The sequence below is a fragment of the Streptomyces sp. NPDC101227 genome (genome assembly GCF_044767545.1).
Lineage (GTDB): Bacteria > Actinomycetota > Actinomycetes > Streptomycetales > Streptomycetaceae > Streptomyces.
This window is the reverse complement of sequence record NZ_JBIWOD010000006.1, coordinates 67,416-83,689: the sequence shown is the minus strand read 5'-3', so window position 1 is coordinate 83,689 and position 16,274 is coordinate 67,416. Positions and strand designations below refer to the sequence as shown.

At 71.1% G+C, this 16,274-nt stretch carries 15 protein-coding genes; 5 read left to right on the top strand and 10 right to left on the bottom strand.

The window, feature by feature from the left end:
• Window positions 1-17 precede the first annotated feature (17 nt).
• Entirely contained in the window at window positions 18-746 is a 729-nt protein-coding gene (locus ACIRPT_RS15460) for an NDP-sugar synthase (protein ID WP_403511156.1), read from the top strand.
• A gap of 148 nt (window positions 747-894) precedes the next feature.
• Here the strand turns inward: ACIRPT_RS15460 and ACIRPT_RS15455 are convergent, their stop codons facing one another.
• From ACIRPT_RS15455 to ACIRPT_RS15425, 7 genes are all read right to left on the bottom strand, one after another.
• Window positions 895-2,529 (bottom strand): DoxX family protein, encoded by a 1,635-nt coding sequence (locus tag ACIRPT_RS15455; protein ID WP_403827237.1) that lies wholly within the window; start codon window positions 2,527-2,529, stop codon window positions 895-897.
• Between the two features lie 162 nt (window positions 2,530-2,691).
• The gene (rlmB, locus tag ACIRPT_RS15450; protein ID WP_403827235.1) at window positions 2,692-3,645 is read right to left on the bottom strand and encodes a 23S rRNA (guanosine(2251)-2'-O)-methyltransferase RlmB; all 954 of its coding nucleotides are present in this window, start codon (window positions 3,643-3,645) and stop codon (window positions 2,692-2,694) included.
• 179 nt (window positions 3,646-3,824) lie between these two features.
• Window positions 3,825-5,216 (bottom strand): cysteine--tRNA ligase, encoded by a 1,392-nt coding sequence (cysS, locus tag ACIRPT_RS15445; protein ID WP_403827231.1) that lies wholly within the window; start codon window positions 5,214-5,216, stop codon window positions 3,825-3,827.
• 134 nt (window positions 5,217-5,350) lie between these two features.
• Complete coding sequence (locus ACIRPT_RS15440) at window positions 5,351-5,755, bottom strand: PPOX class F420-dependent oxidoreductase (RefSeq protein WP_403827229.1); 405 nt, start codon at window positions 5,753-5,755, stop codon at window positions 5,351-5,353.
• Between the two features lie 172 nt (window positions 5,756-5,927).
• On the bottom strand, window positions 5,928-6,449 hold the full coding sequence (gene ispF / locus ACIRPT_RS15435; protein WP_403827227.1) for a 2-C-methyl-D-erythritol 2,4-cyclodiphosphate synthase: 522 nt from the start codon (window positions 6,447-6,449) through the stop codon (window positions 5,928-5,930).
• Window positions 6,436-7,182, bottom strand: a complete 747-nt coding sequence (gene ispD / locus ACIRPT_RS15430; protein ID WP_403827225.1) for a 2-C-methyl-D-erythritol 4-phosphate cytidylyltransferase — start codon at window positions 7,180-7,182, stop codon at window positions 6,436-6,438. Before ispD ends, ispF begins: the two co-directional genes overlap by 14 nt.
• Window positions 7,183-7,605: 423 nt before the next feature.
• On the bottom strand, window positions 7,606-8,088 hold the full coding sequence (locus ACIRPT_RS15425) for a CarD family transcriptional regulator (RefSeq protein WP_003953493.1): 483 nt from the start codon (window positions 8,086-8,088) through the stop codon (window positions 7,606-7,608).
• Between the two features lie 905 nt (window positions 8,089-8,993).
• On the opposite strand from ACIRPT_RS15425, the gene ACIRPT_RS15420 reads away from it, so the two are divergent.
• Window positions 8,994-9,647, top strand: coding sequence for a DUF461 domain-containing protein (locus ACIRPT_RS15420; protein WP_403827223.1), 654 nt, complete (start codon window positions 8,994-8,996; stop codon window positions 9,645-9,647).
• A gap of 113 nt (window positions 9,648-9,760) precedes the next feature.
• On the opposite strand, the gene ACIRPT_RS15415 is transcribed toward ACIRPT_RS15420, so the two are convergent.
• The gene (locus ACIRPT_RS15415; RefSeq protein WP_006603892.1) at window positions 9,761-10,441 is read right to left on the bottom strand and encodes a response regulator transcription factor; all 681 of its coding nucleotides are present in this window, start codon (window positions 10,439-10,441) and stop codon (window positions 9,761-9,763) included.
• Window positions 10,438-11,709, bottom strand: coding sequence for a sensor histidine kinase (locus tag ACIRPT_RS15410; protein WP_403511134.1), 1,272 nt, complete (start codon window positions 11,707-11,709; stop codon window positions 10,438-10,440). The genes ACIRPT_RS15415 and ACIRPT_RS15410 overlap by 4 nt, the downstream gene beginning before the upstream one ends.
• 476 nt (window positions 11,710-12,185) lie before the next feature.
• On the opposite strand from ACIRPT_RS15410, the gene phoU reads away from it, so the two are divergent.
• A complete protein-coding gene (phoU, locus tag ACIRPT_RS15405) occupies window positions 12,186-12,863 on the top strand; it encodes a phosphate signaling complex protein PhoU (RefSeq protein WP_403511131.1) in 678 nt (225 codons plus the stop codon).
• 599 nt (window positions 12,864-13,462) lie between these two features.
• Window positions 13,463-13,672 carry a hypothetical protein gene (locus ACIRPT_RS15400; RefSeq protein WP_403827220.1) on the top strand — a complete coding sequence of 70 codons (210 nt, stop codon included), beginning with the start codon at window positions 13,463-13,465 and terminating at the stop codon, window positions 13,670-13,672.
• A 31-nt stretch (window positions 13,673-13,703) separates the two neighbouring features.
• Here ACIRPT_RS15400 and ACIRPT_RS15395 read toward each other — a convergent pair whose 3' ends face one another.
• On the bottom strand, window positions 13,704-14,465 hold the full coding sequence (locus tag ACIRPT_RS15395) for a phosphoglyceromutase (protein WP_403827218.1): 762 nt from the start codon (window positions 14,463-14,465) through the stop codon (window positions 13,704-13,706).
• A gap of 273 nt (window positions 14,466-14,738) precedes the next feature.
• Here ACIRPT_RS15395 and ACIRPT_RS15390 point away from each other — a divergent pair, with 273 nt between their 5' ends.
• Entirely contained in the window at window positions 14,739-16,169 is a 1,431-nt protein-coding gene (locus ACIRPT_RS15390; protein ID WP_403827216.1) for an MDR family MFS transporter, read from the top strand.
• Window positions 16,170-16,274 lie beyond the last annotated feature (105 nt).

Here is a 16,274-nt window from a genome sequence, read left to right as displayed (position 1 = left end):
CCCATAGGGTGCGAACCATGGCAGAAGCCCCCCATCCCTATCCCACGCAGGCCGTGGTCCTGGCCGGCGGCCAGGGCTCACGACTTCGCCCGTACACCGACGACCGGCCCAAGCCGATGGTCGAGATCCCCGGGACCGGGACCCCGATCATCGGCCACCAGTTGAACTGGCTGGCCGAAGAAGGCGTCACCGACGCGGTGATCTCCTGCGGCCACCTCGCCGAGGTACTCCAGGACTGGCTGGACCGGGCCCAACTGCCCTTGCGGGTCACGACCGTCGTCGAGACCGAACCGCTGGGCCGCGGCGGCGGACTCAAGTACGCCGCCGCCTACCTCCCCCGCCCGGAGGAGCCCTGGTACGCCACCAACGGCGACATCTGGACCCGCTTCCCGCTCCGTGAGATGGCCGCCTTCCACCACGAGCGCGACGCCGAGGCCACCCTCGCGCTGGCCCGCCCGCGGATCCCCTGGGGCGTCGTCGAGACCGACGCCTTCGGCCACGTCCTCGACTTCATCGAGGCGCCGCCCTCCCCGTACCTCATCAACGCGGGCGTCTACGCCTTCTCCGCGACCTTCAAGGACCTGCTGCCGGCCCGCGGCGACCACGAGCGCACCACCTTCCCCCGCCTGGCCCGCGAACGCCGCCTGGCCGGCTATCCGCTCCCGCACGGGGCCTACTGGCGTGCCATCGACACCGCCAAGGACCTCACCGAGGCCGCCAAGGAACTGGGGACGCAGGGCCGTTGAGCCCCCGGGACCGCCCCACGGCCCGAGGCCCGACCTTGCCCCGGCCGGCGAACCGCCCCGCCTCACCGCCCCCGCACACGACTGTCCCCGACCACCCTTGCGGTGATCGGGGACGGTCGCACGTCCGGGTGCGGTCGGTCCGGGTGGGTCAGCCCAGGAGGCCGCCCAGCGTGCTGCCGCGGCCGGAGTCGCTTCCCCCGGAGCCCGAGGGGCTGCTGCTCGTACCGCCGCCGGTCGTGCCGCCGCCGGTGCCGCCGGAGCTCGGCGTCGCGCGGCTGGGGGTCGAGGTGCGGGACGGGACGGTCCGCTGCGGCGGGCCGCTGGTGGTCGCGCCGCCGGGCTGGACGATGCCGCTGGTGGTGCCGGCGGTGGGCGCGGTCGAGGCGGACGGCAGGCCCCGCTTGCCGGCCTTGTGCGAGGCGTCGGCGGAGGGCTTGCCGCGGTGCCGCGGGATGCCGTTGCCGGTGCGGTGCTGACCGGGCCGGGTGGCCTTCTTGCCGGGACGCGGCAGCGGCGTACCGGGCAGGTTGTTGATCGCGGGCTCGCCGGGACGCGGTACGGGCGCGACGGACGCGGACCGTACGGCGCCACCGAGCAGCGACCCGATGAGCAGGGTCAGCCCGGCCACCACGGCGGTCATCGCCGCGCCGCGGCGCAGCACCCGGCGGCGCAGCTCGCCGACCTCGACCCGCGGACCGAGCCGCCGCCAGGCCTCGCCGGCCAGCCGCCCGTCCATGGAGTAGACCGGGGCGCCCGCGATGATCAGCGGGCTCCAGGCGGCGAGGTAGATGATGTCCGGGGCGTCGTACGCCGGGACCGTGCGCCAGCTGACGGTCATCAGCAGCGCCGCGGAGAGCAGCGCGCCGATGGAAGCGGCGACCCGCTGCCATAGTCCGCAGATGGTCAGGACGCCGACGACGACCTGGAGGAAGGCGACGGTCAGACCGGCGCCGACGGGATGCGAGACGGCGAAGTCGCGCAGCGGCACGGCCAGCGCCCAGGGGTCCAGCGACTGCAGCCACTTGACCATCGAGCCCCGCTCGCCGCCGTCGAAGTAGACGGGGTCGCAGAGCTTGCCCATACCGGCGTAGACGGAGATCAGGCCGAGGAAGATCCGCAGCGGCAGCAGGACGACGCCGAGGTTCATCCGGCGGCCGGGGTAGTAGGCGTGGCGTACGGAGTCGCCGCCGCGCCGCTTGCCGTCGTAGCGGTCCCGGGCCTCGAACTGGTCGTCGTCGTAGCCGTCGTCGTCGTAACCGTCGTCGGCGCGGCCGCCGTCGTGGTAGGCGGTGTCGTTGTAGGCGCTGCCTACGGGGCGTACGCCGCGCAGCAGGGTTTCGTTGGATTCGAGGGGGCTGCGCTGGCCGACCACGGTCGAGGCGCGGGCGTCGTCGACGCGGATCCGGGGCAGGACCTGGGTCGTTCCGATGTCCTCGCCCTGGCCGCTGTCCAGGCCGATGCCCGCGTTGCGCACCGCGTGCAGGAGTTGGGTGGTGGCGCCGGCCGTGCCGCCCGGGGTCGTACGGCCGCTCCACACCACGGGCGCCCGCCGTCTGGCAGGAGCGGACGACCCCCGGATCACGGGGATGCGCGCGGTGTCGGCCATGGTGTTACCCACCGCGCCCGCTACGGGCCCGGCGAGCTGCACTCGGAAACTGGCGTGGTTGACAATGACCTGCGCGGGATCGCACGGCACCTTGACCGAGCTCAGGATGGGCTCGTCATCGAAGCCCGGCGAGCGTCCCCCCGTAGGCGTGCGGGGTGTTCTGGTGTCCACGCTCATCTAACCGAGTGACTCGCGGTTAAGACACTGCCTTGACCGGTTATCTCTGTCCGAGACCCGTCAAAGATTCGGGGGATTCGCGAAAGTCGGTCGGAATTCGCACGGAGGGTCAGGCTTTGCCCCGGGCTGCGGTGTGACTCCGCCCGCCCGGGGCGCCCTCGCTCAGGCGCGGCGGCGCGCCGCCTCCCACAGGACGACACCGGCCGCGACACCGGCGTTCAGCGACTCCGCGCCGCCCGGCATCGGGATCCGCACCCGCACGTCACAGGTCTCCCCGACCAGCCGCGACAGGCCCTTGCCCTCGCTGCCGACGACGATGACGACCGGGCCGTCCAGCGCCTCGACGTCCTGGAGCTCCAGCTCGCCGTCCGCGGCCAGGCCGACGACCGTCAGGCCCGCCTTCTGGTACGACTCCAGCGTCCGGGTCAGGTTGGTGGCGCGGGCGACCGGCGTACGGGCCGCCGCGCCCGCCGAGGTCTTCCAGGCGCCGGCCGTCATCCCGGCCGCCCGGCGCTCCGGCACGACCACGCCGTGGCCGCCGAAGGCGGAGACGGAGCGGACGACGGCGCCCAGGTTGCGCGGGTCGGTGACGCCGTCCAGCGCGACGATCAGCGGGTCCTCGCCGTCGTCGAAGGCGGCCGCGGCGAGGTCCTCCGGGTGCGCGTACTCGTACGGCGGGATCTGCGCGACCAGGCCTTGGTGGTTGAGGCCGTTGGTCATGCGGTCCAGCTCGGGCCGCGGCGCCTCCATGAGGTTCATCCCGCGGTCGGCGGCGAGCTGCAGCGCCTCGCGCACCCGCTCGTCGCTGTCGATGAACTGCTGGACGTACAGCGTCGTGGCGGGCACGCCCTCGCGCAGCGCCTCGACGACCGGGTTACGGCCGACCACCAGCTCGGCGGTGCCCTTGGGACCGCCGCGGCGCGGGGCCGGGCGGCGCGCCGCGGCCTGCTTCGCCTGCGCGTTGGCGACCCGGTTCTTCTTGTGTCCCTTGCGCGCGGAGGCGGGCGGGGTCGGGCCCTTGCCCTCCAGGCCCCGGCGCCGCTTGCCGCCGCTGCCGACCTGCGCGCCCTTCTTGTTGGACGTGCGGCGGTTCCTGCGCTGGCTGTTGCCGGCCATGGGTCACCCGTTTCTTCACTGCTCTCGACGTCTCGCGACGTGGAGTGGGTACGTACGTATGGATTGAGTGTCGCCCGCGGCCGCCGGATAGGGCGAATCCGGCTGGTGGCCGGGGGTCGCGACAGGCTTCGGGACGGGTCCCGGGACGCGATTCAGGACGCGTACCGGGACCACGCTTTTCAGGAAAGCGACCAGCGCGGACCCGACGGGGTGTCCTCGATGGCGAGGCCGGAGTGCTGGAGCTGGTCGCGGATGGCGTCGGCGGTGGCGTAGTCCTTGCGGGCGCGGGCCGACTGCCGCTGATCGAGGACGAGGCGTACGAGGGAGTCCACCACGCCGTGCAGGTCCTCGCCGCGCTCCGTGCCGCCGGACCAGCGCTCGTCGAGCGGGTCCAGGCCCAGCACGCCGAGCATCGCCCGCACCTCGGCGAGACGGGCCACCGCCGCTTCCTTGTCGTCGGCGGTGAGCGCGGAATTGCCCTGCCGGACGGTGGTGTGCACGATCGCCATCGCCTGCGGGACGCTCAGGTCGTCGTCCATCACCTCGGCGAAGGCCGGCGGCACCTCGGCCGCGGGCTCGACCATGCCGGCCTTCTCGACGACCCGCTGGACGAAGCCCTCGATCCGGGCGAACGCCGACTCGGCCTCGCGCAGCGCTTCCTCGCTGTACTCGATCATGGAGCGGTAGTGCGGCGTACCGAGGTAGTAGCGCAGCACGATGGGGCGCCACCGCTTGACCATCTCGCTCACGAGCAGGGAGTTGCCCAGCGACTTGGACATCTTCTCGCCGCTCATGGTCACCCAGGCGTTGTGGGTCCAGTACGCGGCGAAGTCGTCGCCGAAGGCCTTGGCCTGCGCGATCTCGTTCTCGTGGTGCGGGAAGATCAGGTCGATGCCGCCACCGTGGATGTCGAAGCGCGAGCCCAGGTACTTGTGGGCCATCGCCGAGCACTCCAGGTGCCAGCCGGGCCGGCCGCGGCCCCAGGGGGTCTCCCAGCTGGGCTCGCCCTCCTTGGCCACCTTCCACATGGCGAAGTCGCGCGGGTCCCGCTTGCCGGTCTCGCCCGCGCCGGACGGCTGCTTGAGGTGGTCCAGCTCCTGGTTGGACAGCTCCAGATAGCCGGGGAAGGACTTCACGCCGAAGTAGACGTTGCCGTCGGCCGCGTACGCATGACCGCGCTCGATCAGGCCGCGCATCATCTCGATCATCTCGGGGACGTGGCCGGTGGCGCGCGGCTCGTACGTCGGACGAAGGCAGCCGAGGGCGTCGTACGCCGTGTTGAAGGCGACTTCGTTCTCGTAGCCGATCGACCACCAGGGGCGGCCCTGCTCGGCCGACTTCTGGATGATCTTGTCGTCGATGTCGGTCACATTGCGCACGAAGGTGACGTCATAGCCGCGGTAGGAGAACCAGCGGCGCATGATGTCGAAGTTCAGTCCCGACCTGATGTGCCCGATGTGCGGGGCGGCCTGCACGGTGGCACCACACAGGTAGATCGAGACACAGCCCGGCGTGAGCGGGTTGAAATCGCGAATCTGCCGGGCGCTGGTGTCGTACAGGCGAATCGTCACGGAACCAGGGTAGTCGGAAGGAAGGAGTGCCCCGTGACCCGTCGGCCACGGGGTCACACAACCGTGACACTGGCCCGATTCGCCGGAAGTGTCGGCCGCTCGCCGGCCAACTCCGACTCGGCTCCGGCCGCCGCTCAGACCCGGCCGACCACCTTGCGCGGGGCGATCCGCACGACGACCCTCTCGCTGTCCTCGCCGGCCGCCGGATTGAACTCGGCATACGGCTTGCCGGTGTACTTCCGCGACAGCTCGTCTATCAGCTCCTGCCCGCCCTCGGTCGTGAGCGAGGCCGTGCCGCGCACCTCGGCATACGTATACGGAGCGTCGAAGGGCTGGATGACGACCGAGACGCGCGGGTCGCGCCGGAGGTTGGCCTCCTTGCGGCGCCCGACGGTCGTCGAGATCAGCAGATCGTCGCCGTCCCGCTTCACCCAGACCGGGGAGACCTGGGGGCTGCCGTCCGGCTGGATGGTCGCCACGGTCACGAAGACCGGCGTGTCGAGGAGCTTCCTGAGGTCGTCGGAGAGGGTGGCAGTCACGAGCGCGTCCTTCCTGCGGTCCGATCCGATACGTCCCGCGGACCGGTGGGGCCGATCCGCCGGCATGAGTACCCGTCGCTTCCTCAACACCCCGTGCAGGGCGCGGCATTCCCGCTGCGGCCGAGGGATCTCGGCACCGGCCGCGCCGGGGACCCGGCACGGGGCGCGCGGGTCAGCCCGTACGGACCACCAGCGCCGTGGCGATGGCCGCCAGCCCCTCGGCGCGGCCGGTCAGGCCCAGCCCGTCGGTCGTCGTCCCGGACACCGAGACCGGCGCCCCGACCGCCGCCGACAGCGCCTTCTGCGCCTCGTCGCGCCGCTTGCCGACCTTCGGCCGTACGCCGATGACCTGGACCGCGACATTGCCGATCGCGAACCCCTCGGCCCGTACGATGCGCGCGGCCTCGGCCAGCAGCGTCACCCCGGAGGCACCGGACCACTCGGGGCGGCCGGTACCGAAGTGCGCGCCGAGGTCGCCGACGCCGGCCGCCGAGAACAGCGCGTCGCAGGCGGCGTGCGCGGCCACATCGCCGTCGCTGTGCCCCGCCAGGCCGTACCCGTCGCTGTCGGCGGCGTCCCAGAGCAGCCCGGCGCACCACAGCTCGCGGCCGCGCTCGAAGGCGTGCACATCCGTGCCGATGCCGACGAGGGGGATGCCGGCGACGGGTGCGGGGGTCGGCTCAGACGTAGCCATCGGTGGCCCTCCTACGGGCGAGTACGGCCTCGGCCAGGACCAGGTCCAGCGGCCGGGTCACCTTGAACGCTTCCTCATGGCCGGGCACGACCACGACCGGCTGCCCGAGCCGTTCGACGAGCCCGGCGTCGTCGGTGGCGCCCTCGCCCTCGACGACGGTGGCATGCGCCTTGAGCAGGGTCTCGCGGTCGAAGCCCTGCGGGGTCTGTACGGCGCGCAGCAGGGCCCGCTCCGGGGTGCCGACGACCCGCTCCGGGGTGCCCTGCGGCTGCGGCTCGACCTGCTTGACGGTGTCGGCGAGCGGCAGCGCGGGGACGACGGCGGGCGCGCCGGCGCGTACGGCCGCGATCACCGCGTCGACCGTCTCGACGGGGACCAGCGGGCGCGCGGCGTCGTGCACCAGCACCACGTCGATGGCGTCCGGAAGGGCCGCGAGCCCGAGCCGTACGGACTCCTGGCGGGTCTCGCCGCCGGGGACCACCACCAGGTCGGTGCGGTCGCTGAGCGGATGCTCGTCGAGGAGGTGCCGGACCGCGGGGGCGCCGTCGGGCGGGGCGACCACGACGACCACGGAGACGGCGCGGGAGGCGGCCATGGCGCGGACGGCGTGCACCAGCATGGGGGTGCCGCCCAGTGCACGCAGCGCCTTGGGGGCGCCGGGGCCGAGCCGGACTCCACGGCCGGCGGCGGGGATCACGGCGGCGGTGCGGATCGGGCGGGAGGGATCTGACATCGAGGGCTCCGGAGTCCGGGGCGAGCCCGGAATTGGCGCAGACAGGTTTGTTTCCTCGGCCGGGGTGGGTATGGCCTGGAGGGACCCCGTGCTCGTAGGGCGTGGGGGAGTGCCGGGCGCGACGCCTTGACCGGACCCTTCCGTGACAGCGGTCGAGGCAGCTGCCCGAGCCCGGCACGCTACAGGTGCATATGACGGAGATCCGTCACTTTTCAGCCGTCTCGTGTGTCGCAGAGTTTTCGTGCGTCGCAGAATTCCGTGGATGCGCCGTCGCAGATATGCCGCAGCGCCCGGCAACAGACCTCTCCATCGGGGAGGCGGTCGTCACTCGGGCACCGCGGCATTGCTACGTCGCATCACGTCAATTCAAGATCGATAGGGCGCTGCTCTTGATTGACGTTACGTGCTTGACCTTGTGCGTCGTCAGGACGCGAGGACCTCGTCGAGCAGAGCCTCGGCCTTGTCTTCGTTGGTGTTCTCCGCGAGGGCGAGCTCGCTCACCAGGATCTGGCGCGCCTTGGCGAGCATCCTCTTCTCGCCGGCGGAGAGTCCGCGCTCACGCTCACGACGCCACAGGTCACGAACTACCTCGGCGACCTTGATGACATCGCCGGAGGCGAGCTTCTCGAGATTTGCCTTGTAGCGACGGGACCAGTTCGTCGGCTCTTCGGCATACGGTGCACGCAGCACCTCGAAGACCCGGTCCAGCCCGTCTTGACCAACCACGTCGCGTACGCCGACGAACTCCGCATTGTCCGCTGGCACACGAACAGTCAAGTCGCCCTGGGCGACCTTCAGCACCAAGTAGGTCTTGTCCACGCCTTTGATCTGGCGAGTTTCGATGGCCTCGATCAGCGCGGCCCCGTGATGGGGATAGACCACGGTGTCGCCAACCTTGAACGTCATGTGACAGGTACCCCTTCCGTGGCTATCCATGCTAACACGGGAACGGGCCGTTCTGAATGGCGTTTTCGCAGGTCAGGGCATATCTCGGGGCTTGACAACAGCGGCCGGAACGTGCTTCGAAGGGTCCCGTTGCGAGGGTATTCGCAGGTGGGAGGGGCTTCACAGGTGAGCGGAAACGCACCCGCCAGGCACCCGGAACACGGTGATCAACAGGTCGAACGTCCCGTTTTGCGGCGATCCGTATGAGCGACTTCAGCTACTCCGTTCGGTTGCTCGCGGAGGGCCCCGACGCGATTCTTTGAATTGATCATCCGGGGGTGGCGGAGCGCGGTGATCAAATTCCGGGGTGTCCGCATTCCCTGCGAATACTGCTTTTCACCGGGGGAAACGGGGGAAACAGAGCCGCCGCCGACCGACCGGACTCTTGGCGGTCTCTTGGTCGTCTCTTGGCGCCGGTGTCCTCTTGAGGATTATTCAAAGCGAGTTCACCGGACACGCCGGGAAGTGATCCGGATCCGTCCCGTGATCCTTTGCGCGATCCTTACCAAGAGCTCCCCCGGGGAACGTCCTCCGGTACTTCCCCAGCACTTGCCCGGCTCTTCTCCGGGGGCCTCCGGGAAGCCGCGGGACCTGGTGCGGGGCGGATGCCGCGACAGAGGTGCGGAACGCCTCCCCGGCGGCGGCCGGACCGGACCGCCGGACCCCTCGCGAGGTGCGTGATCGCGCTGGGGGCGGGTCGGGTGCGGCGGCGCGAGGACGGCTCGGTAACCTAGCGGCGCTGACACACCCTTAGGGCGGCTTTACGTGCCCGTCGCCATGACGCGTACGCAATGCCGCCCCAGCCGCCCATCCGCGACCGGGCACGAAGTTCGGCCGCCGTAGCTCGTCAAGGAGATGCCGCCGCCGTGAGCCGCAGCCTTCGACGCGGCGTCCTCGCCGCTACCGTCCTGTCGCTGTCCGTCGTCTCGCTGTCCGCCTGCGGGGCCGGGAGCGACGCGCAGACGCTGCAGGTCAAGCCGGACAACGCCGAGACCTCCGTCGGCGACATCAAGATCCAGAACGCGAATGTGATCACGCAGCCCGACGTGAACTCCAAGGGCCCGGCCGTGATCAGCGCGACCGTGTTCAACAGCGGCACCAAGGACCAGAAGCTGACCGCGATCTCCGTCAACGGGACCGGGACGTCGGCCAAGCTGTCGCCCGCCACCGGCGCCGGCCCGATCACCGTGCCGGCCGGTGGCTCCGTCGTGATCGGCGGCGCGAAGAACCCCTCGGCCGTCCTCGCGAGCGGCCGGGAGTCCGTCCAGGACGGGAACATCCAGCAGCTGACCTTCGCCTTCAGCTCCACCGGCAAGGTGCAGATCGGCGCCTTCGTCGTGCCGGCGAAGAACTACTTCGAGGGCTACGGCCCCACCCAGATGCCCCAGCCCTCCGGCTCGGCGTCCCCCTCGGAGTCGGGCAAGCCGACCACCTCCGCGAGCCCGTCCGAGTCGGGCAAGCCCACCGAGGCCGGCAAGCCGTCCGGCGAGGCCTCGGAGACGGCCCACGCCGGTCACTGAGCCGCACGTCCGCAGCGGAGTCGCTGCGCAGCGCAGAACGCGTCAGGGCGCCCTTCCGGTCTGGAGGGGCGCCCTGACGCGTTACCTGCTAATCGGCCTTTGCCGGGCACGGCCTACGGCTCGAACTTGTAGCCGAGGCCGCGGACCGTGACCAGATACCGCGGCGCGCCCGGGTCGGGCTCGATCTTGGCGCGCAGCCGCTTGACGTGCACGTCCAGGGTCTTGGTGTCGCCCACGTAGTCGGCGCCCCACACCCGGTCGATGAGTTGCATACGGGTCAGCACCCGGCCGGCGTTGCGCAGCAGCATCTCCAGGAGGTCGAACTCCTTGAGCGGCAGGTCGACCTTGCCGCCGGAGACCGTGACGACGTGGCGGTCCACGTCCATCCGGACCGGGCCGGCCTCCAGGGCCTGCGGGGTGACCTCCTCCGGCTCGCCGCGGCGGCGCAGCACCGCGCGGATGCGGGCGACCAGTTCGCGCGAGGAGAAGGGCTTGGTGACGTAGTCGTCGGCTCCTATTTCCAGGCCGACGACCTTGTCGATCTCGCTGTCCTTGGCGGTCACCATGATGACCGGGACATTGGAACGGCCACGCAGCTGGCGACAGACCTCGGTGCCGGGCAGACCCGGCAGCATCAGGTCCAGCAGGACCAGGTCGGCGCCGTTGCGCTCGAACTCGTCCAGTCCGTCGGGGCCCGTAGCCGCGATGGCGACCTCGAATCCCTCCTTGCGGAGCATGTACGACAGTGCATCGCTGAACGATTCCTCGTCCTCGACGACAAGCACTCGGGTCACGGAAGGACCTCCGGGGCGGGGTGAGCAGGGAGCGGTTCGTTGAAGGTTTCGTACGGGCGGTCCTCGTCGTCGAGGCCCTCCGCGGTATCGAGGTCGGCGGGGCGTTCGCGGTCGCGTACGGCGCCGGCTTCCGGGAGACGCAGGGTGAAGGTGGAGCCCTGTCCCTCAGCGCTCCACACCGTGACCTCTCCGCCGTGCGAGGCGGCCACGTGCTTGACGATGGCGAGGCCGAGGCCGGTCCCGCCGGTGGCGCGCGAGCGCGCCGGGTCCACTCGGTAGAACCGCTCGAAGACGCGGTCCCGGTCCTTCTCGGAGATCCCGATGCCCTGGTCGGTCACCGCGATCTCGATCAGGTCGCCCCCTGGCGCCGTCACCCGGCGGCCGGCGATACCGACCCGGGTGCGTGCCGGGGAGTAGTTGACGGCGTTCTCGACGAGATTGCCGAGGGCGGCGGCGAGCTGGCCGCGGTTGCCCCATACGTGCAGGTCGGCGGTGCCTCCGGCGGCCATGGTGATCTGCTTCGTACCGGCCTGCTGGCGGCAGCGGTCTATCGCCTCGGCCACCAGCTCGTCGACCCGGACCGGCTCGGCGTCCTCCAGCGGGTCGTCGTTCTGGACCCGGGAGAGGTCGATGAGCTCCTGGACGAGGTTGGTCAGGCGGGTGGCTTCGTTCTGCATCCGGCCGGCGAAGCGCTCGACGGCCTCGGGGTCGTCGCTGGCGTCCATCACGGCCTCGGAGAGGAGCGAGAGGGCGCCGACAGGGGTCTTGAGCTCATGGCTGACGTTGGCCACGAAGTCGCGCCGGACCGCCTCTATGCGGCGGGCCTCCGTGAGGTCCTCGACCAGGAGGAGGACCAGGCGGGAGCCGAGCGGGGCGACTCTGGCGGAGACCGCGAGGGCGTCCCCGCGGCCCGTGCCGCGGCGCGGGAGGTCCAGCTCGACCTGGCGTATCTCGCCGTCCCGCCGGGTGTCGCGGGCCATCTGCATCATCGGTTCCACGGCGAGCTTGCCGCCGCGGACCAGCCCGAGGGCGTACGCGGCGGAGCTGGCCTTGACGACGGCGTCGGCCTCGTCGAGAACGACGGCGGAGGAGCGCAGTACCGAGAGGACGGTGTCGACGCCGGGCGGGAGCACGGCGTCGGTGTGCAAGGACGTACGCGTGGGCTTGGCCTGGTCCCGCTCGCTCCAGCGGAACGCCAGCATGGCGAAGACACCGGTGCACAACCCGGCGATCGCTGCCACTGCGGCAACGGCCGCGTCCACGTTCATGACTCCAGCGTATGCGGCAGGTCGGACACTTCCCCAGCGGTGGGAGCCTCTGCTCGAACACCCGTCGCCCAGAGTTCACCGTGGCGTCGGTGGTGGTTCACTCCGGAGGTCCGAAAAGGGGCGCGTACGGATATGCCGGAAGTCGCTGGTGAGCGCGGTGCGACCGCGCGGCGGACCCCTGGCGCGGCTCACCCGAGCGTAAGGCCGGGCTGGTGGCAGCGGTCGCGTCGCCCAGAATTCACCTTCATGTCGGCGGCGATTCACTCCGGGTGGCAGCACAGGTCGCGATCTGGCCGCACGGTGAGAGTGCGGGTGAGGAATCGATCCCGCACCGGCGCGCGGCGGTCGGACTCGGCGGAGTGCGGGTCGTGCGGACACGGAGCGTGGGAGCGTGGGAACCGGACGTCACAGCCCGTTCGTTCCCCTCACAGCCCACCCCACCACCCGATACCACTCGATGTGAGAGAAGGTCACTGATGCGGGACGCGTACCACGAGGAGCTTGATTCGATCGGCGAGGGCCTGGTCGAGATGGCCCGGCTCGTCGGCTCCGCGATCGGGCGCGCCACCACGGCGATACTCGACGCGGACCTGAAGCTGGCCGAGAGCGTGATCGCCGCCGACGAGAAGGTCGACGACCTCCAGCGCGACCTGGAGGCGCGGGCGATCGCCCTCCTGGCGCGGCAGCAGCCGGTCGCCACCGACCTGCGGATCGTCGTCACCTCGCTGCGGATGAGCGCCGACCTGGAGCGCTCCGGCGACCTGGCCCAGCATGTGGCCAAGCTGGCCCGGCTGCGCTTCCCGGAGACGGCCGTACCGCGCGATCTGCACGCCACCATCCTGGAGATGGGGCAGCTGGCGCAGCGCCTGATGGCCAAGGCCGGCGAGGTCATCATCACCAAGGACGTCGACCTGGCGCTCCAGCTGGAGCAGGACGACGACGCGATGGACCTGCTGCACCGCGCCCTCTTCCAGCACCTGATGGACGACCGCTGGAAGCACGGCATCGAGACGGCCGTGGACGTGACCCTGCTGGGCCGCTACTACGAGCGTTTCGCGGACCACGCGGTCTCCGTGGCCAAGCGCGTCGTCTATCTGGTCACCGGTGAGCACGCCGACGAGATCGCGCCGCCGACGGCGGTCGAGGGCGCATAACGGCTCCACCGAGCCACCGTTCGCCACCCCGCGCCATTGACGTGCGCCTCCACGCGCCGTTGACGCGCCTCGGCAGCCTGGCTTGCAATGGGCACCAAGGTGACCCCGAGGAGGCAATACATGGCACTCATGGCGGACTCCCCCAGCCCGACCCCGCCGCACGGCGCCCCACCGGCCGCCACACGGCCGCAGCTTCCGCTGCTCAGCGGCTGCAGCTGCGGCCCCGGCTGCAGCTGCGGCTGCCAGTCCGGCGGGTCGTGCCAGTGCGGCGGCAGCTGCGGTTAGCCACCGATAAGCGCACCACGGCCCCGGTCGGCATCCCTGCCGGCCGGGGCCGCTGCGTTGTCGGCGCCGCGTCCCGGTCGCCGGCGTTCGCCCGGTTCGTCGACGTTCGCCCGAGTCATCTCGGCGTCGCGTTGCCGCGTTGTCGCGTTGCCTGCGGTCGCGCCACGGAAGCCGCCTCCCCCGGCCGCGACCGCGGCGCTTTTCGCGCGCCCGTTCCCCGCTCGAAACGCCGCCATCGGTCCGTTTTGTCACAAATGCATCGCGAAGCTGCCACCCCCCATACCGGGTGGCACCCCCGAAGCGTTGGCCCGAGCATGAAGCCCTCGCACCACTCACCCACCGAACCGACCGCACGCGACGAGTACCGTGCCGGCGTCAATCCCGAGCTCCTCGGCGCCTACTGGCTCGACACCCCCGGCCGGGACCATGTGGCGGCCGACTGCCCCTGGTGCCGCGAACTGGCGGCCTCCGAAGCCGGCCGGAACACGCCACAAGCCCCCCACCCGGGGAGAACCCGCAGGTAGGGGGCTTGCGAAGGCGCTGCGCTCGCCGCCGTTACTTCTTCTTGCCCTGGTTCTTCACTGCCTCGATGGCGGCCTTGGCGGCCTCCGGGTCGAGGTAGGTGCCACCGGGGTTGAGCGGGCGGAAGTCGGCGTCCAGCTCGTAGGCGAGCGGGATGCCCGTGGGGATGTTCAGGCCGGCGATGTCCGCGTCGGAGATCCCGTCGAGGTGCTTGACCAGGGCGCGCAGGCTGTTGCCGTGGGCGGCGACCAGGACCGTACGGCCGGCGACGAGGTCCGGGACGATGCCGTCGTACCAGTACGGCAGCATGCGGACGACGACGTCCTTGAGGCACTCGGTCTTCGGGCGCAGCTCCGGCGGGATGGCGGCGTAGCGCGGGTCCTCGCTCTGGGAGAACTCGGAACCGTTCTCAAGGGCGGGCGGCGGGGTGTCGTACGAGCGGCGCCACAGCATGAACTGCTCCTCGCCGAACTCGGCGAGCGTCTGCGCCTTGTCCTTGCCCTGCAGCGCGCCGTAGTGCCGCTCGTTCAGGCGCCAGCTGCGGTGGACCGGGATCCAGTGGCGGTCGGCGGCCTCGAGGGCCAGCTGCGCCGTGCGGATGGCGCGCTTCTGGAGGGAGGTGTGCAGCACGTCGGGGAGCAGACCGGCGTCCTTGAGCAGCTCTCCGCCGCGGACCGCCTCCTTCTCGCCCTTCTCATTGAGGTTGACGTCCACCCACCCGGTGAACAGGTTCTTCGCATTCCACTCGCTCTCGCCGTGGCGGAGGAGGATCAGCTTGTATGTCGCGTCGGCCATGGCGTCGAGCGTAATCCAATTCCGGATACGGCCCGGCGCGGGTCCAGGGCCTGGGCTTCCTCGTGACGATTGACGCTTCCCGTCAATTGGGTGGCGGCCGGACCATTCCGCTATGTAGGTTGCGAACATCGCCTGCGCCACTTACATGGCGACACTGGCGCACCACTCGCCCCGCACCACTGCCTCCACCACCGCATCGCAGCTCTTGCATCCGCCCGCGCCACCGCCATCCACCGCTCGCCTACGGGCGGCACGCCATCCGGGGGAACTGTCATGTCCGCGTCTCCTTCCGTCCCTCCCCTCACCCGTCTGAGGCAAGCCGCCACGGAGAGCGTCGCCGGGCTCCCCCGCCAGTTCTGGTGGCTGTGGACGAGCACCCTGATCAACCGGCTGGGTGCGTTCGTCGCCACCTTCCTGGCGCTCTACCTGACCCTCGAACGCGGCTACTCCGCCTCGTACGCGGGCCTGGTCGGCGCGCTCTACGGCCTCGGCGGCGTGGTCTCGTCGATCGGCGCCGGAGTGCTGACGGACCGGCTGGGCCGCCGGCCCACGATGCTGATCGCGCAGCTGTCGACGGCGGCGTCCGTGGCGCTGCTCGGCTTCATGGAGGACCCGGTCGCCATCGCCGCGGTGGCGGGCGTGGTCGGCATGGCGACCAACGCTTCCCGCCCCGCCGTACAGGCGATGATGGCCGACATCGTCGCCCCCGAGGACCGCGTGCGGGCCTTCTCCCTCAACTACTGGGCCATCAACCTCGGCTTCGCCGTCTCCTCCACCGCCGCCGGACTCATCGCCGCACACGGCTATCTGGCCCTCTTCCTGGGCGAGTCCACCCTCGTGCTGACCTGCGCCCTGGTGGTCTTCTTCAAGCTCCCGGAGTCCCGGCCGGAGACGGCCCCGCGCTCCTCCGACGCGCCCTCGGGCGCCGGGCCCGACCAGGTCTCCATGCTGACCGTGCTGCGCGACGGCCGCTTCATGACCGTCGTCGGCCTCAACCTCCTCCTCGCCCTCCTCTTCCAGCAGGCGTACGTCTCGATGCCGGTGTCGATGGGTCAGGACGGCTTCTCCAGCGCGGACTTCGGCATGGTGATCGCGGTCAACGGCGTACTCGTCGTCCTGCTCCAGATCCCGGTCACCCGCTTCATCGAACACCGCAGCCCCGCGATGCTACTGATCGGCTCGTCCCTGCTCGCCGGTTACGGATTCGGGCTGACCGCGCTGGCCGGCTCGGTGGCCATGTACGCGGTCGCGGTCACCGTCTGGACCCTCGGCGAGATCATCAACTCCCCCACCCAGATGGGCCTGGTGGTCCGTCTCTCCCCCCTCCACGGCCGCGGCCGCTACCAGGGCATGTACGCCCTCTCCTGGTCCATCGCCTCCCTGACGGCCCCGCTGCTCGGCGGCGTCGTGATCGACCGCTTCGGGGCCGATGCGCTGTGGGGCGCCTGCGCCGTCGTCGGCACCGTTGCGGCCGTGGGCTACGGGGTGCTGCTGCGCGGACTGCCGGACCGGGCCCCTACGGGGGCGGTTGCCGGAGGGCGGCCCACGACGGAGGACGCGGAGCAGGGGCCGCACGGGGAGAACGTCGCAAACGTGGAGAACGGCGAGGACGGCGAGAACGGGGCGGGTCCGGAGAACGCCAAGGGCGCGGGGGCCCCTTCGGCGACTTCAGCGACGTCGGTGACTTCGGAGACGGTGGGGTGATCGCACCGGGCGCCCGCGAGGCCGGCGGCCCCGGCACGCCGTAGGCGCCCGGGCCGTCGCTCAGTCGGCCGTCCGGCCGGTCCCAGCCGAGCTGGAGGAACCGTC

Excerpts from the sequence above, each read along its gene's own strand:
- ACIRPT_RS15460 (WP_403511156.1), top strand. The coding sequence starts at position 18 with ATGGCAGAAGCCCCCCATCCCTATCCCACGCAGGCCGTGGTCCTGGCC.
- ACIRPT_RS15455 (WP_403827237.1), bottom strand. The coding sequence starts at position 2,529 with ATGAGCGTGGACACCAGAACACCCCGCACGCCTACGGGGGGACGCTCG.
- rlmB (WP_403827235.1), bottom strand. The coding sequence starts at position 3,645 with ATGGCCGGCAACAGCCAGCGCAGGAACCGCCGCACGTCCAACAAGAAG.
- ispF (WP_403827227.1), bottom strand. The coding sequence starts at position 6,449 with ATGGCTACGTCTGAGCCGACCCCCGCACCCGTCGCCGGCATCCCCCTC.
- ispD (WP_403827225.1), bottom strand. The coding sequence starts at position 7,182 with ATGTCAGATCCCTCCCGCCCGATCCGCACCGCCGCCGTGATCCCCGCC.
- ACIRPT_RS15425 (WP_003953493.1), bottom strand. The coding sequence starts at position 8,088 with ATGACGTTCAAGGTTGGCGACACCGTGGTCTATCCCCATCACGGGGCC.
- ACIRPT_RS15410 (WP_403511134.1), bottom strand. The coding sequence starts at position 11,709 with ATGAACGTGGACGCGGCCGTTGCCGCAGTGGCAGCGATCGCCGGGTTG.
- phoU (WP_403511131.1), top strand. The coding sequence starts at position 12,186 with ATGCGGGACGCGTACCACGAGGAGCTTGATTCGATCGGCGAGGGCCTG.
- ACIRPT_RS15400 (WP_403827220.1), top strand. The coding sequence starts at position 13,463 with ATGAAGCCCTCGCACCACTCACCCACCGAACCGACCGCACGCGACGAG.
- ACIRPT_RS15395 (WP_403827218.1), bottom strand. The coding sequence starts at position 14,465 with ATGGCCGACGCGACATACAAGCTGATCCTCCTCCGCCACGGCGAGAGC.
- ACIRPT_RS15390 (WP_403827216.1), top strand. The coding sequence starts at position 14,739 with ATGTCCGCGTCTCCTTCCGTCCCTCCCCTCACCCGTCTGAGGCAAGCC.